At 35.4% G+C, this 15,475-nt stretch carries 14 protein-coding genes, 1 tRNA gene and 1 pseudogene; 6 read left to right on the top strand and 10 right to left on the bottom strand.

Annotated features, from left to right (window positions below):
- From ACFINX_RS04230 to ACFINX_RS04220, 3 genes and pseudogenes are all read left to right on the top strand, one after another.
- Positions 1-188, top strand: a pseudogene (locus ACFINX_RS04230) (recombinase); the annotation flags it as partial.
- A 1-nt stretch (position 189) separates the two neighbouring features.
- A complete protein-coding gene (locus tag ACFINX_RS04225; RefSeq protein WP_375638900.1) occupies positions 190-813 on the top strand; it encodes a lambda exonuclease family protein in 624 nt (207 codons plus the stop codon).
- Between the two features lie 72 nt (positions 814-885).
- Complete coding sequence (locus ACFINX_RS04220; RefSeq protein ID WP_005865986.1) at positions 886-1,089, top strand: AlpA family transcriptional regulator; 204 nt, start codon at positions 886-888, stop codon at positions 1,087-1,089.
- A 99-nt stretch (positions 1,090-1,188) separates the two neighbouring features.
- On the opposite strand, the gene ACFINX_RS04215 is transcribed toward ACFINX_RS04220, so the two are convergent.
- The 4 genes from ACFINX_RS04215 to ACFINX_RS04200 form a co-directional block, all read right to left on the bottom strand.
- A tRNA-Thr gene (locus ACFINX_RS04215) sits at positions 1,189-1,264 on the bottom strand.
- Positions 1,265-1,459: 195 nt separating this feature from the next.
- Complete coding sequence (gene accC / locus ACFINX_RS04210) at positions 1,460-2,818, bottom strand: acetyl-CoA carboxylase biotin carboxylase subunit (RefSeq protein WP_375613402.1); 1,359 nt, start codon at positions 2,816-2,818, stop codon at positions 1,460-1,462.
- 14 nt (positions 2,819-2,832) lie between these two features.
- On the bottom strand, positions 2,833-3,330 hold the full coding sequence (gene accB, locus ACFINX_RS04205) for an acetyl-CoA carboxylase biotin carboxyl carrier protein (protein WP_375613403.1): 498 nt from the start codon (positions 3,328-3,330) through the stop codon (positions 2,833-2,835).
- A 242-nt stretch (positions 3,331-3,572) separates the two neighbouring features.
- A complete protein-coding gene (locus tag ACFINX_RS04200; protein ID WP_375668375.1) occupies positions 3,573-4,445 on the bottom strand; it encodes a DsbA family protein in 873 nt (290 codons plus the stop codon).
- A 345-nt stretch (positions 4,446-4,790) separates the two neighbouring features.
- Here ACFINX_RS04200 and glpD point away from each other — a divergent pair, with 345 nt between their 5' ends.
- The 3 genes from glpD (at position 4,791) to cobT (ending at position 9,398) form a co-directional block, all read left to right on the top strand.
- Positions 4,791-6,320, top strand: coding sequence for a glycerol-3-phosphate dehydrogenase (glpD, locus tag ACFINX_RS04195; protein ID WP_375628154.1), 1,530 nt, complete (start codon positions 4,791-4,793; stop codon positions 6,318-6,320).
- Positions 6,321-7,016: 696 nt separating this feature from the next.
- Positions 7,017-7,997, top strand: coding sequence for a tRNA dihydrouridine(20/20a) synthase DusA (gene dusA, locus ACFINX_RS04190; protein ID WP_375613406.1), 981 nt, complete (start codon positions 7,017-7,019; stop codon positions 7,995-7,997).
- Between the two features lie 393 nt (positions 7,998-8,390).
- On the top strand, positions 8,391-9,398 hold the full coding sequence (gene cobT, locus ACFINX_RS04185) for a nicotinate-nucleotide--dimethylbenzimidazole phosphoribosyltransferase (protein WP_375628152.1): 1,008 nt from the start codon (positions 8,391-8,393) through the stop codon (positions 9,396-9,398).
- Between the two features lie 26 nt (positions 9,399-9,424).
- On the opposite strand, the gene ACFINX_RS04180 is transcribed toward cobT, so the two are convergent.
- The 6 genes from ACFINX_RS04180 to rnr all read right to left on the bottom strand — a co-directional run bounded on the left by ACFINX_RS04180 (position 9,425) and on the right by rnr (position 15,474).
- A complete protein-coding gene (locus ACFINX_RS04180) occupies positions 9,425-9,916 on the bottom strand; it encodes an Lrp/AsnC family transcriptional regulator (protein ID WP_015856433.1) in 492 nt (163 codons plus the stop codon).
- A gap of 21 nt (positions 9,917-9,937) precedes the next feature.
- Complete coding sequence (locus tag ACFINX_RS04175; RefSeq protein ID WP_375613408.1) at positions 9,938-10,567, bottom strand: uracil-DNA glycosylase family protein; 630 nt, start codon at positions 10,565-10,567, stop codon at positions 9,938-9,940.
- A 27-nt stretch (positions 10,568-10,594) separates the two neighbouring features.
- Positions 10,595-11,158, bottom strand: coding sequence for a thermonuclease family protein (locus tag ACFINX_RS04170; RefSeq protein ID WP_375628149.1), 564 nt, complete (start codon positions 11,156-11,158; stop codon positions 10,595-10,597).
- A gap of 331 nt (positions 11,159-11,489) precedes the next feature.
- Positions 11,490-11,657: a 50S ribosomal protein L33 gene (gene rpmG, locus ACFINX_RS04165; RefSeq protein ID WP_004864083.1), complete on the bottom strand. Its 168-nt coding sequence runs from the start codon at positions 11,655-11,657 to the stop codon at positions 11,490-11,492.
- Positions 11,658-11,759: 102 nt separating this feature from the next.
- Complete coding sequence (locus ACFINX_RS04160; protein WP_375628148.1) at positions 11,760-12,932, bottom strand: MFS transporter; 1,173 nt, start codon at positions 12,930-12,932, stop codon at positions 11,760-11,762.
- A 265-nt stretch (positions 12,933-13,197) separates the two neighbouring features.
- On the bottom strand, positions 13,198-15,474 hold the full coding sequence (gene rnr / locus ACFINX_RS04155) for a ribonuclease R (protein WP_375650382.1): 2,277 nt from the start codon (positions 15,472-15,474) through the stop codon (positions 13,198-13,200).
- Position 15,475: the final 1 nt, after the last annotated feature.

Raw genomic sequence — 15,475 nt, 5'->3', positions numbered from 1 at the left:
AAAGTAGGCTTCTCTCTTTCATAGGAGTAAAAAATCTAAAAGATATGTCTTTTAAACAAGCACAAACCGCTTTGTTTTCTTTGAAAAAAAAGCAACGAAAGCAAATGAATAAAGCACAACAAGAGCAATTAGATGCACCTATACAAGATATCGAATATGCGCCAACTCAACAAGAAACGGCGGTGTGAAATGGAACAAAGGACAGCAGAGTGGTTTCAAGCGCGCTTGGGTAAAGTCACTGCATCTAATGTCTACAGCGTACTCAGTAAGACAGCTAAAGGCTTGCCTACCAGCAAATATGAAGACTACAAAACGAAACTCATGACAGAACGCTTAATAGAGGAAATAAGCCAATCTTATACAACACCTGCTATGCAATGGGGTATCGAACATGAAGAAGATGCCTTAAGAGAATATGAATTCATTTATGACGCAGAAGTCACAAGATGCGGGTTTATCCCCCACCCCAAAATGGAAATGGCGGGGGCTAGTCCTGATGGGTTGATTGGAGAGGACGGTTTAATAGAAGTCAAATGTCCACAATCAACCACGCATTTGCGTTTTTTTATTTATGACGAAATCAAGCCTGAATATATCGCACAGATGCAATTCCAAATGGCATGCACTGGACGCAAATGGTGTGATTTCATGAGCTATAATCCAAACTTTGTAGGCAAATCTACTGGTTTGAGAATGAAAATCAAACGCGTCCTCCGTGATGAGAAACACATTGAAGAGATCAATAAAGCGGTCGAAATCTTTTTAGGGGAAATAGAACAAGAGATGCAAAAGATTTTGGCAAAAGCTGCTTAAACCTATGGGGGTGCTCTCTCCTTCCAGCACTCCCACCCATTTAATTAATATAAAAAAGAGAAAGGTAATGAGATGATATTTGATGATGGAGATAGATATGTAACGACACGTGAGTGTGCACAGCTTTTTAGTGTATCCACAACAACGATTCGCAATTGGGTGCTTCAGGGGTTGTTTCCGGAGCCATATAAGCTAGGGAGAGCAGTGAGATGGAGAAAAAAAGAGATCTTAGCCTTCACTCCAAAGAAAAATAAGGAGCAAATAAGAACAAATTAGGTAAAATTATATAAACTGTAGAAGGTGGTCTAAAAGGTGGTCTGAAAATGGCTATTTAAAGAAAAAATCTATATATTTCAATATGTTCAAGAAATAAAATGGTGCCCCCAGAGAGACTCGAACTCCCGACCCCCTGATTACAAATCAGGTGCTCTACCAACTGAGCTATAAGGGCGTAACCATGTAGGAGTTAGCACAAACTAACAAAAAGGAAAACAGAAAATTATTAAATTTTATGTATATTAAAAGAAAACTATGTAAAAAATAACCAATTTATTTCCTTTTTCCACTTTTTACAGCAAGGTTGGAACTATCCTTATGTTGATATCTTATAGAATCTTTTATAAGAATGCACCGTTTTGCTATCGAATTACGAATCTGAAGACTTTGATTGATGAGCAAGGTAATTTTCTAGCCAGTGAATATTATAATTACCATCAGCAACATCTTGATTATTAATAAGATCGCGAAAAAGAGGTAGTGTAGTTTTTATCCCATCGACGACAAATTCATCTAAAGCACGCCGTAAACGCATCATACACTCTAAACGGGTACGTCCATGAACAATCAGCTTTCCAATCATGCTATCATAGTAAGGAGGAATGCGATAACCTGAATAAGCGCCTGAATCAACACGAATCCCTAAACCTCCAGGTGTATGAAAATGTGTAATGGTTCCAGGTGATGGCGTAAAGTTAATAGGATCTTCTGCATTAATACGGCATTCAATGGCATGACCAGAAAAACAGACTTCATCTTGTGTCACTGAAAGTTTACAGCCTGATGCAATATGGATTTGTTCGTGGACTAAATCTATACCTGTAATTGCTTCAGTTACAGGATGCTCGACTTGTAAACGTGTATTCATTTCAATAAAATAAAATTCGCCATTTTCATAAAGAAATTCAATAGTACCAGCTCCACGATATCCAAGTTGGGCACAAGCATTTGCAACAATATTTCCAATTTTTTTCCGTTCAGTTTCATTAAGTGCAGGTGACGTAGCTTCTTCCCATACTTTTTGATGCCGTCGTTGAAGTGAACAATCGCGTTCTCCTAAATGAATAGCATTTCCCGCACCATCACCTATGACTTGAATTTCAATATGACGGGGTTTTTCTAAATATTTTTCTATGTAAACAGCGTCATCACCAAAAGCAGCTTTCGCTTCTGAACGCGTTGTTTTGAGAGCTATAGAAAATTCTTGTTCAGAATGAACGACTTTCATACCACGTCCGCCACCACCGGCAGAAGCTTTTATAATAACTGGATAACCAATTTCACGAGCAGTGCGTAAAGCATCTGATTCTTCAGTGACTGCTCCATCTGAACCTGGAACTACAGGAATACCAAGTTTTTTGGCGGTTTTCTTTGCTTCGATTTTATCGCCCATGATGCGGATATGAGTAGCTGTTGGACCGATGAATGTAATATCATGGGCTTCTAGAACATCTGCAAATTTTGCATTTTCAGAAAGAAAGCCATAACCTGGATGAACAGCATCCGCTCCTGTAATTTCACAAGCAGCAATAATTTGCTGAATACTCAAATAAGAATCACGAGCGGGAGGAGGGCCAATACAAACACTTTCGTCAGCAAGACGAACATGCATTGCATCTGCATCAGCGGTAGAGTGAACAGCCACGGTTTTTATGCCAAGTTCTTTACATGCACGTAAAACGCGAAGAGCAATTTCTCCTCGATTAGCAATGAGGATTTTTCGAATCATGGTTGCCCCTCGCTTTATTCAACAATAATAAGTGGTTCACCAAATTCAACAGGTTGACCATCTTTGACAAGAACAGTGGTTACCGTACCGGAGCGCGGTGATGAAATTTGATTCATTGTTTTCATGGCTTCAATAATAAGTAATGTCTCCCCTTCAGAAACATTTTGTCCTACTTCTACAAAAGGTTGTGCGCCTGGTGAGGGTGCAAGATAAGCTGTTCCAACCATTGGGGAGGTTATTGTGTTTTTTGATTTATCTTCTTGGATAGATTGTATAGGAGATTCAGCTGTTGGAACTGGAGAAGATGTTACAGAAAAAGTAGGAGTAGAAACAGGGGCATAGATTGCTTGCTCAGAAGAAGTTAAGGTATTTTGGCGTGAGACACAAATACGAAGCTCCCCTTGTTCAACTTCAATGTTCGTTAAATTTGTATCATTCAAAATTTCAGCAAGATCACGAATAATTTTCGTATCAATTGCGGTTTTTGCCGAATCCATTTTTTTTGTTGCCATTTTATTTCTAACTCCTTGATCAATGAAGATCGTCATTATCTCATTTTATGACCGAATATCTCTAGATTAGGGATGACATCTTTTGAGGCTTTAAAGATTTTTATTTCCTTTAAATCATTATACTTTGCAATTTAAAACTTGTATCTGCTTTACGTAAAATTGCACTTATAAGCCTGTTATCAAAAAAGAGAAAGCATAAAATTACCTCATTTACAGTATTCTTCCTAAAACGGATCAGGTATTCACTGTGTATTATCTATCGCTTGTTTTAGAATATCTTGTCTGGCTGCGCCGATGAATATTTTATCACCAATGATGTAAGAAGGTGTTCCCGTAATATGAAGTGCAGAGGCAATTTGAATGTTTTTTTTAAAAGCGTTTTGCAGAGTGGGATCTTTTATTGCATTATGTAGTTTTTTTTCATCTGCTCCTAATGAAACAGCTACTTTAATAGCTTTAGCTTCATTTGCACGACCCTGATACATTAAAAGCGTTTTGTGAAACTGAGGATATTTCTCTGGAAATTGTTTTCGAAATGCGTAGGCAACAGTATGGGCTGCCATAGAATCAGAGCTTAAAATTGGTAAGTCCTTGATAATAACCTTTAAATCTGGATATTCTTTTATCAAGTCTTCTATATTTGAATAGGAAATTTTACAATAACCACAGTTGTAATCAAAAAAATTGACAAGCACTCTTTTACCATTTGGGTTTCCCAAAACAGCGTCATGAGGAGAATGAAAAATCTCTTTTTCTAATGAATGAATGACAGAAGTTTGTTTTTGGTTTTCGTATTCATTCTGTTTTTCCAGCTTATCTTGAAGAATAAGCTGCATTTCAATCATAATTTCTGGATGAGTAAGAAGATACTCTCTGACGATTTGTTGAATATGATGAGAATCAGTATGTGGTATCATTTTTTCTTTAAGCTTAGATAAAAAGCTAGAATCTTCCAAAAGTTGTGATTTAAGCTTTTCTAAGCTTAAATCATTTGCTGTTTTTGAGTGTGATGTTGCGTTTGATAAAGAAGGTAAAAAGATTAAAATACTCGACATAACTATGACTAAAATTTTTGAAAAAAGTGTTATTTTCGAGTTTTGAGAGTGATAATTCATTTGTATACCTTCACATTTTTTAGGGTGTCATTGAGTGAACTATATGAAAAGCGCTATCTATGTGCAATGAAGCATTTAGTTATAGTGTATCTTTAAGAATGAGAAAAAACATCAATTTTTCTCTAAAAAGATTTCATATGATAAACCTTGGCTTGGTAAGGATTATGTTTTGTAAAAGATAAAAAAAATCTCTTTAATTTGTCAAATGTTGTTTTGATGTATAAGGGTATCAAAAGCTTTTTGTGCGTGTTTATTTTAGGAAAAAGTACGTTGATAATACAATGAAGAACATTTGTATTATTTTTTCCTGTTGCTTTATTGAGTACTGAGAAACAAAATTAAATAATGAAAAGTGAAATTATGAAAACCACAACACATTATGATCTGTTTATCATTGGAGGAGGGATAAACGGCTGTGGATTGGCAAGAGATGCAGCAGGACGCGGATTTAAAGTGGGATTGGCTGAAATGAACGATCTTGCATCTGGGACCTCAAGTGCGTCAACAAAGCTTATTCATGGTGGGCTTCGTTATCTTGAACACTATGAGTTCAAACTTGTTCGTGAAGCATTGAAAGAACGCGAGATTATTTTACGTATGGCTCCACATATTGTGCGTCCTTTGCGTTTTCTCCTTCCTTATCATAAAGAATTGCGCCCTGCTTGGATGTTGCGTTTTGGACTTTTTATTTATGATTATTTAGGGAATTGGAATCAGAAATTGTGGCGCAGTAAAACGATTAATTTTTCACAAAAATTTTGCTCTACACTGAAGAAAGAATATCAGAGAGGTTTTGAATATTCTGATGCAAGAGTAGATGATGCGCGTTTAGTTATTGGCAATGCTCGTGATGCAGAAAAGTGGGGAGCTGATATAAAAGTACGAACAGAAGTTCTCTCTTTAAAAAAAGAAGACAATAAATGGCGTATCTTTCTTCAAGACAAGTTAAGTAGCAAAGAATATAGTGTCACAGCTTCTTATGTCGCGAATATGACAGGTCCTTGGATTGATCATGTTTTAGCAAGCATATTAGATTGTAAAGAACATTCACCAGTACGGCTTGTTAGAGGTTCTCATATTTTGGTTCCCAAGCTTTATACTCATGATCGTGCTTATATTTTTCAAAATGGTGATGGGCGTATTATATTTGCTATTCCGTATCAAGAAGAGTTTACCTTACTTGGAACAACAGATTGTAATTATCAAGGAGATCCGGCTGACGTTCATATTACTGATACAGAAATTGATTATATTTGTGCAGCAGCCAGTGAATATTTCATACAACCAGTGTTGCCTGAAACGATTGTCTGGTCTTACTCGGGAGTTCGTCCACTCTATGATGATGGAGCTTCAAAAGCACAAGAAATTACGCGCGATTATGTTTTAAAAGAAATGGGAACAGGAACGACACCAAAGATACTTAATCTTTATGGTGGAAAGATTACAACTTATCGTAAGTTGGCTGAAGATGCGATGAAATTTGTTGAAAAAGAGCTTGGTAAAAAGAGAGCATCATGGACGGCTAAGGCAGTACTTCCAGGGGGTGATTTTCCCTATAACAAATTAGATACAATCGAAAATAGGATTGCTCTTTTGATGCCAGATTTAGATGCTTTTACACATCGCAGGCTTGCACGCTCCTACGGTACGGAAGCATTGGTGATCTTTGCACATGGTAAGGCAAATAAAGGAAAAAATTTTGGACATGGGCTTTATGAAGTAGAAGTAAAATGGTTGATGGAAAAAGAATGGGCTAAAGTATGTGAAGATGTGTTATGGCGTCGTTCAAAACTGGGTCTCCTATTTAATGAACAAGAGGTTGATACTCTTTCTTCCTATATGCAAAGCCAACAAGAGATTGAACAACTTTTATGATCATTTTATTTTACAGATTTTATCTGCAATATTGTAAAATATTTTCCTTAAAGAGATACTGATATCAGTCATAGATATTAAAAAGGCAATGGCTGTCTATACCCTGATTTTAGTTTTTTTTGCAAGAATCACAAAATGGCAAAATTAGATAGAATATTTAGGATGAAATTTGTCTATCTTATAAAGTGAAATTCAAGAATGTTACCAAGAATAACTCATTGAAAAAAATGATTTATAATTAGATTCATGTGAAATAAGGATTTTTCCTTCTTTAAGAGAAGATAAAAGCTACTTTCTGTATCGTTTATTTGCACAATGAGTTAAAAAAATCTAAAGAAAATTAAATCGATCATGAAAAATTCTATAATGTGTTAGTTTAGCATTTATTATCTTAAATGCTGTACTAAATCATGTAAGGGAAGAGGCTTGAAGAGCGTAAGAAGAACTTATAAATGAGTTTTTTATATTATAGTAAAAATCTTCTTTTTTCATGTTTATATACCTGAACACTAATCTATGAGAAATGCGATATTGTGTTTTGGCATGATTGATTGTAGTAAACCTTGATATCAATTGAAAATAATGAGCTGTTATTATATTCATGATAGTATAAGAGAATAAAATTTTCCGTAAACTAAAAGTAAGTATTTTTTATGTATAAAGAGAGAGCTATAGGGACATGAGAGTAATACCCTCATGATATTTTACAATCTTCCATCGCCTATAAAATTTGCAGTAGCACCAATGTTGGACTGGACAGACCGACATTGCAGATTTTTTTATCGTCTTTTAACGAAAAAAGCTCTCCTTTATACGGAAATGATGGTAGCAGATGCTGTCATTCATGGTGTTCGCGAACAATTGTTGGCTTTTAGCGATAAAGAACGTCCAGTTGCATTACAACTAGGGGGGGCTGATCCGAGAAAGTTAGCAGAAGCTGCACGAATTGCTGAGGATTTTGGCTACAACGAAATAAATCTTAATGTCGGGTGCCCATCAAATCGTGTTCAAGCAGGTGTCTTTGGGGCTTGTTTGATGCTACATCCAGACATTGTGGCAAATGCCGTGGAAGCGATGAAACGAGAGGTTACTATACCTGTAACTGTCAAATGTCGGATTGGAGTGGACGAACAAGATGAAGAGTTAGCGTTAGATCTTTTGGCTAATCAGGTTTGGAATGCTGGATGTGATGCGCTCTGGATACATGCACGCAAGGCATGGCTGCAAGGATTGAGTCCGAAAGAAAACCGTAATATTCCGCCCCTTAATTATGAAAGAGTTTACAAATTAAAACGTAAATATCCTCATAAATTCATTGGGATAAATGGTGGAATTAAATCGATTGATGAGATCAAAGAACACTTAACTTTCTGTGATGCTGTCATGGTTGGTCGCCAAGTTTATCATAATCCAGCTTTGTTAAAACATATTGATTTTGAACTCTATGGTGAGACGCAAAATAATCTGAGTGAGAGTGATCTTATTGAGGTTATGTGTGATTATACAGCTCGACATATTGCATCGGGGGGGCGGCTTTCTCATGTGACACGTCACATGATTGGTTTATTTCATGGGCGGGGTGGGGCACGTCGATGGAGGCAAATATTATCAAATGATGCGACAAAACCAAATGCAGATATATGTATTTTAAAAGAAGCTTTTTATGCTCTCATTTAATAATAGCCTAATAATTAACATATATTAAAGTTGAGATCCTTTGCGTTTGGATGTCTTTGCGATAATTTTGATCTCTTCAATTTTATAAGTTTTTGAAAGTTTATAACTTTTATTATGCATAAGAATTGTTGGAATGTATATATTAAACGGCATGCTGATTATGCCTATTAAATAAAAAATAGGTTAAGGGTATCACTGTAAAGGTAATCATAAGATATTAATAACATTTTGAATCTTGCACGTTTGTTATTAGGGTTGAAAATAGAATGTAGAAATTATTGCTTTCATAGTATTTAACATTTTTAAAGCACTGTTAAAAAAACAATAAATTATTCATATCCTGTATATATGACGGGATTTTCATAAACATTGTAGATTTTAAAAGGTATCCTTATGACCGCTAGTCCATTTGATGATTTTCGTGCTTTGCTTACAAATTTACCTGTTGCTGATGAGTTTTCTATAATTTTGGCAAAAAAACGGCAAAAAGACTTAACAAAAGAGCAAGGAACATTAGGAAAACTAGGAGATATTGCTGTTTGGTATGCGGGGTGGAGGGGTACAGAAAAACCTATCGTAACGAGACCTTTGGTCGCTATTTTTTCTGGAAATCATGGTATTGTAGAGGAGAATATTACACCATTTCCACAATCTATGACACAAAAAATGGTAGAAAATTTTGCCTCTGGTGGAGCTGCTATCAATCAAATTTGTATTGCTTATGATCTTGGATTAAAAATATTTGATTTAGCATTAGAATATCCAACAATGAATATTACGAAGGATGCCGCAATGGATGAGCGGAGTGCGGCTGCTACAATGGCATTTGGAATGGAATCCATTGCGGGTGGAACAGATCTTTTATGTATTGGAGAAATGGGAATTGGAAACACAGCAATAGCTTCAGCTTTATGCTTAGCATTGTTTGGAGGGGAAGTGGAAGAATGGACAGGAAATGCTATGGAATCAGAAGGTGATTTTTATCAGCGTAAAATTGCAGCGGTTAAGACAGCTATTTCTTTGCACAAGGATTATTTCAATGATCCTTTTGAGATAATGCGTCGCTTAGGAGGACGTGAGATTGCTGCTATGGTTGGTGCTATTTTAGCAGCAAGAATAGAAAAAATACCCGTTATTTTAGATGGTTTTGTGGCAACAGTAGCTGCAGCGGTTCTTTATAAAATGCATCCAAAAGCTCTTGATCATACCCTTGTTGGACATGTTTCTTCTGAGACAGCTCATCGTAAACTTTTAAAAAAAATTGGCAAAGAACCACTTCTAGATTTGGGGATGCGTCTTGGTGAAGGGACAGGAGCAGCTATGGCAGCTGGTATCGTCAAAGCCGCTGTTTTAACACATGCACAAATGGCAGTTTTGGAACAAGAAAGTTTGAATGCCTAAAAGATCATGAGACGGATATAAAAATCTTAAGAGTTTTGTTCATGCGTCTTGTCGTGTAATTTAATATAATTAAGTGGAAGTTCCGTTGTATATTTAATCTGTTCCATTGCGAAAGAAGATGAGACATCACGGATATCAATTTTAGAAATTAATTTTTTATAAAAAAGATCATAAGCTTCAATGTTGGGCACAACAACACGCAATAAATAGTCAATATCTCCACTCATTCGATAAAATTCAATGACTTCACGGAATTCTTGCACAATTTTTGAAAAACGCTTAAACCATTCATGACTATGTGTATTTGTGCGAATAGACACAAAAACAGTGACGTGTGCGTTTACTTTTTCTGGAGAAAGAACAGCAACACGACGCTGAATGACGCCATCTTCTTCAAGTTTTTGAATTCTACGCCAGCAAGGAGTGGTCGAAAGTCCCACTTTTTTAGCAATATCAGCAACAGAAAGTGTCGCATTTTCTTGCAAAAGATGTAAAATTTTTCGGTCAAGACGATCCATATTTTTTCTCAATATTTTAATTTATAAAAATTTACGCACTAAACAACGCAGATATACAATAAGCTCATCGTTAAACCATGGGTTTTTCTGTAACCAAGAAGTATTTCGCCATGACGGATGAGGCAAAGGCATAACATTATAGCCTCGAGGTTGAGGAATGGAAAGAATATTTCTCCAATCACCAACAGTTGCAGAAACGGTTTTATGTTTTAATTCTGTAATGTGCCACTTTTGCGCATAACTGCCAATAGCAAGAACAAGCTTTATTTGAGGCATTGCCTGAAATATCTTTTCATGCCATATTTCTCGACATTCACGTCTTGGTGGTAAATCAGCTTTATTTTTATCATAACCTGGAAAACAAAATCCCATAGGAACAATAGCAAAGAGAGATTTATTATAAAATTCTTCTTTCGTGACACCCAGCCAATTACGCAATTTTTCACCAGAGCGATCATTAAAAGGGATAGACGTTTCATGGACACGCAACCCTGGTGCTTGGCCTGCAATTGCAATCGAAGCAGTATCGGATAAATAAACGACAGGGTTTGGTTCATGAGGAAGAGGAGGAAAATAATGGGGTTGTTGGACGCAAACACGACAGGAATAGATCTCTTTTTCAAGTTTGATAATTGGGCTACATTGTTTCATTAGTAAATAAAATTAAAAAATATTTTTTTATTCTGTGCGAGGATTTGCTTTGCGCCATTCTTTTGGTCGTTGAAAACTTGATGCCCATATTCCTTTCTTTTTCTTTCTAGCTTCTTGCTCTTCTTTGGGGTATTCATAATAATTTACAGCCCAACCATTATGTACAAGTGTTGCGTTGATATTGCTAACTTGTTTTGTTTTACATGTTGCAAGAATACGGCGATATTTATCTGTTTTTTTCCAGTGACATGTAACAGTTTGATTTTTTAATAGTTGTTCTAAATATTTTTTTGCCTCAAGCCCACAAGGGTAGCGCGCTTCCTTTTTTCCACAAAATTGGTGGAGTTCAGGAGCATCAATTCCAGCTAGTCGAATCTTAATTGAAGAAATCATAATGGTATCGCCATCAATGATTAATGCATTTCCTTCAACAGAGTTTTGAGAAGAAAATTTTTCTTTTTGAGGCAACCGCTGAGTTTTCTTAAAATAAGTTGACATAATGATAAGAATGCTAGCAGCGACAAAAATACTGAAACCGATAACTTTTAGATTAAAGCTTCTTAGATTAAAATGAGAAAAAGATTTTTTCATGAAATAAAGAAACTGCTAACATTATTATAACTCTATTTTAGTATTGTTTATAATTGACCCGAGAAACTTTATTCATATGACGAAACAGTGTTTCGTTTTAATGACAAAATTTTCATTAGATATCACAATAATCAAATACTCATACAGAATATATGTAAGCAACTTAAATAATAAATCAACTTATCCAAATCCGTACAAAACATACAAAGTTTAAAGTAAACTTTTTAAACTTAAGGAAATAAAAAAACATCCCTCAAAAAATAACTTTGAAGAGCAATACTCCCACATTTCTTTTGGAGTATAAAATCTATCAATTTAATAATAATTTTATTTATTTAATTTTTGTTTCCTTAAATTCAACGTGCTTTTTTACAACTGGATCATATTTACGCTTGCTCATTTTATCTGTCATTGTACGGCTGTTTTTCTTTGTTACATAGAAAAAACCAGTATCTGCAGTTGATAAAAGCTTGATCTTAATGGTTGCTGCTTTAGCCATAATGTAAATACCCTATTTATACTGAAAAAATATTATTGCTGTCAAAACTTATTTCCGACATCATCAGATTTTCCGGCAACACTACGGATGTTCTCAAAAAAGTCAAGAGCTGATTAATTTTCTCATAAGTTGGACAAACACCAAAATGACATATAAACCGAAAAAAACAGCCATGGCTATTGAAAAACCAAAGGGTTTAAAGATATCCATGGATTTTCCGATAAAGGTCGGTCCGATGAGCATACCAATTCCATAACAAAAAATAAAAGCAGAATTAGCAGCAGCAAGTTCTTGCCCCTTGAGACGGGCTCCTAAATGTGCAAGACTAATTGTATAAAGGCTCGCTGATACACCACCCAGAAAAAACAAATCAAGCATCAGAATCCATGGATATTGAAGAATCCATGGTACTATAAAAGTTCCTATAAAACCTAAAATAGCGCAACTCATCAGCGGGTAGCGTCGATCTTTGGCGTAGTCGCTTATAATGCTGATAGGAATTAAGAGGAAAATATTCCCAAGTGCAAGGGTTGCCATAAAATGTGCTGCTTCATTCTCATTATAACCAATGGATAAACTAAAGGGTATTATAAGAGTTAATACGCCCATTTGAATGGCCCCGTAAACAAGGACCGCCATCATTGCACTTGGAACGTGAAAAAGATAACGAAAAAATGGCATATATTGATTTTTTTGAAATTCTGGACTTAATTTCCAAGCGGTAAGAATTGGTATAGTAGCAAGTATAATAAGGCTATATCCAACAGCAAAAGGAATAAATCCTTGTGTTCCCACTTTTGCTAGCAGCGTTAGACCTATTATAAACCCTAATCCTAAGACAATAGCATAAATAGAAAGGATCAAACCGCGTTTTTTTGGGGGAGCATAACTGTTGATCCAAAACTCTGACAGGATAAACATAACTGTCATGCTGAAATGTAATATAAACTTTAAAATAAACCAAACCCATATGGGATCAAAAAAATAGAATCCTAAAAAACTTAAAGATCCTATCGCCATCATAAGCAATATTGTTTGAGCGATTCCTAAGTATAAGGCAATTCGAGACGTAAAAATAGCTGCAATAATTGTGGCGATTCCACCAACTGTTCCACTATAGCCGATTGTACTGTTGGAAAGTCCTTTCTCTGCCATAAGAAGAGAGACAAGTTGTGTTCCCATTGCCAATGCTGTTCCAACAGTGCCAATGGTTGCAATAGCGGCAATAATTGCACGCAAAGAATTATTTTGAGAGTCAAAAGGTTTTTTTTTCATGAGAATGGCTTAAGGTACTCTTGTTTATTTAAACAATGAAAAGATGAGCTGAAATGAAAGGGAGCCAAAACTATCCTTTGCAGTTTCTCTCATTTTCTAAGTATAAAAAACTGCAAGATTTTTATATGGTTATTATAGACTTAACAATAAAATTTATCCTCTTGTATACTAAAGAAATAAGATTGTATATATAAATATTATATAATATAAGTCATTTCTTAAATTGAATTTATTATTCATATATATTCAATGGAGGGCAAGAAGATTAATTTTTTCTTTTCCCATAAAAAGTATACTTTTGTTTTTTTAATTTGTTTTTATGGTAGGATGTCGGTGAAAATTTTATTGGACGAGGTTTTGTTAACAGTTCAAAGCATAAAGCGCCAGCAAAAGGTTGTACCGTTATAAGTTTTACTTCTACAACATCACTGAGCTGATAGCCTTTATGGCTACGCTGTCCTACAAGAACATGTTGTGCTTCATCAAAATGATAATAATCATTTTTAAGTGTAGAAATATGGACAAAACCATCTGTATTGAGTTTATCAAGTGAGATAAAAAGACCTGCTTTTGTAACTCCGGAAATGCGGCCTGTAAAAATACGACCGATTTTATTCGTTAAATAGTGAGCAACAAGCCGATCAATCGTTTCTCTTTCAGCCATCATTGCACGGCGTTCGTATAAAGAAACTTGCGTAGCAATTTCTGCAAGATTTTGTTCTTGTGTATCTGTTAATTGATCATTTCCTAATTTGAGAGCTTTAATGAGTGCTCGATGAATAATGAGATCAGCATAACGACGGATTGGTGATGTAAAATGTGTATAGTTCTGCAAATTTAAACCAAAATGGCCACTATTTTTAGGGTTGTACTCTGCTTGTGATTGTGAACGCAAAATAACTTGATTGACTAGTTCTTGTTGTTGAGTATGAGCGACCTTTTCTAAAATTCTATTAAGGCGCGCTGAGGTAAGTTCGCTTCCGCGGGAGAGTGGTATCCCCAAACTTTGAAGAAAGCTCCGAAGTATTTCTTGCTTAGCAAGAGAAGGTTTTTCATGAATACGATAAATGAGCGGCTGGTGATGTTGTTTTAATGTTTCAGAAGCTGCAATATTAGCTTGTATCATAAACTCTTCAATTAAACGATGCGCTTCTAGTTGTGGTTCACTCACAACATCTTTTATGCATCCATTTTGATCAAGAATAATCTTTTTTTCTGCAATTTCTAATTCTAGTGGTTGGCGACGATTTCGCGCAGCTTTAAGGCATGCATAGGCTTCCCATAAGGGGTGCAAAATGCTCTCAAAAAGAGGGGTTATTTTTTCATTTATATTACCTTCAATTGCCAATTGTACTTCTTGATAAGAAAGTTTGGCTCTTACACGAATCATAGTACGATGAAAACTATGTTTTCGTTTATTACCGTTTGCATCAAAAATCATACGAACGGCTAAAGCTGGTCTTTCTTTTCCTTCACGCAGAGAACATAAATCATGAGAAAGGCGTTCAGGTAACATTGGCACAACGGTATCGGGAAAATAAACAGAATTTCCACGTTTCAATGCTTCTTTATCTAAAGCACTTCCTGTTTTGATATAATAAGAAACATCTGCAATGGCTACAATAATAATCCAACCATCATTATTTGCTGGATCCTTATCCTTGGTTGCATAAACTGCATCATCATGGTCTTTTGCATCTGGTGGATCAATTGTAATAAAGGGTAATTGTCGCCAATCTTCACGATTATCCATATTGGCAGCTTTGATATGTTTGGCTTGCTCAAGAACACTTTCAGGAAAAATATAAGGAATTCCTTTCGAAAGAAGCGCTATCATTGAGAGTGTTTTCTCACTCTTAATGTGCCCTAAAACATTCTTTATTTTTGCGCTCTTTAATCCGTAACCAGTATTTTTTTTTATTTCGACTTCAACGAGATCACCAATTTGAATCTTCATTTCTGGAGACATTTCAACAATGAGTTCATTGGTTTTGCGGTCTATAGGATCAAGGCGCCATTGATTATTTTCCAATTTTCGTACAATAGCAAATGCGCTTTTGGGAGATACATCAATTTTACGAATAATTCGTCCCGTATAAGGATGGCTTGAGCTTTCAGAATTTTTATTTCGAAAAACTTTTACAAGAATATGATCTCCAACACCAATATTACTTCCTGTTATGTGATGAAAAGAGTGTATTTCAATATTGGGCTTTGGAGAATCTTCCCATTCAAGAGGTTGTGCAATAAAACTTCCATCTTTATCACGTCCGCTAATTTTTACTAAAGAAACAGGGGGTAATTTTCCTTTGTTTATTGCTCTTTTGTGGTGTTTAGATATGAGATTTTGATCCTTTAACTCACGTAACATATCTCTAAGCCAGATACGAGAATCGCCTTTTAAGTTAAAAGCTTTAGCGATTTCTCGTTTACTTGAGTGGTTAGGATTCTCAATTATAAAGGAAAGGATTGCTTCCTTATTGGGAAAAGTTTTCCCCTTGAATGAAGAGAGATATTTTATGTTTTTTTCACCTTTAGCCAAA

This window comes from Bartonella sp. AP36NXGY (assembly GCF_042195865.1).
GTDB lineage: Bacteria > Pseudomonadota > Alphaproteobacteria > Rhizobiales > Rhizobiaceae > Bartonella.
The sequence above is the reverse complement of the archived record's forward strand: the minus strand, read 5'-3'. Positions and strand labels throughout refer to the sequence as shown.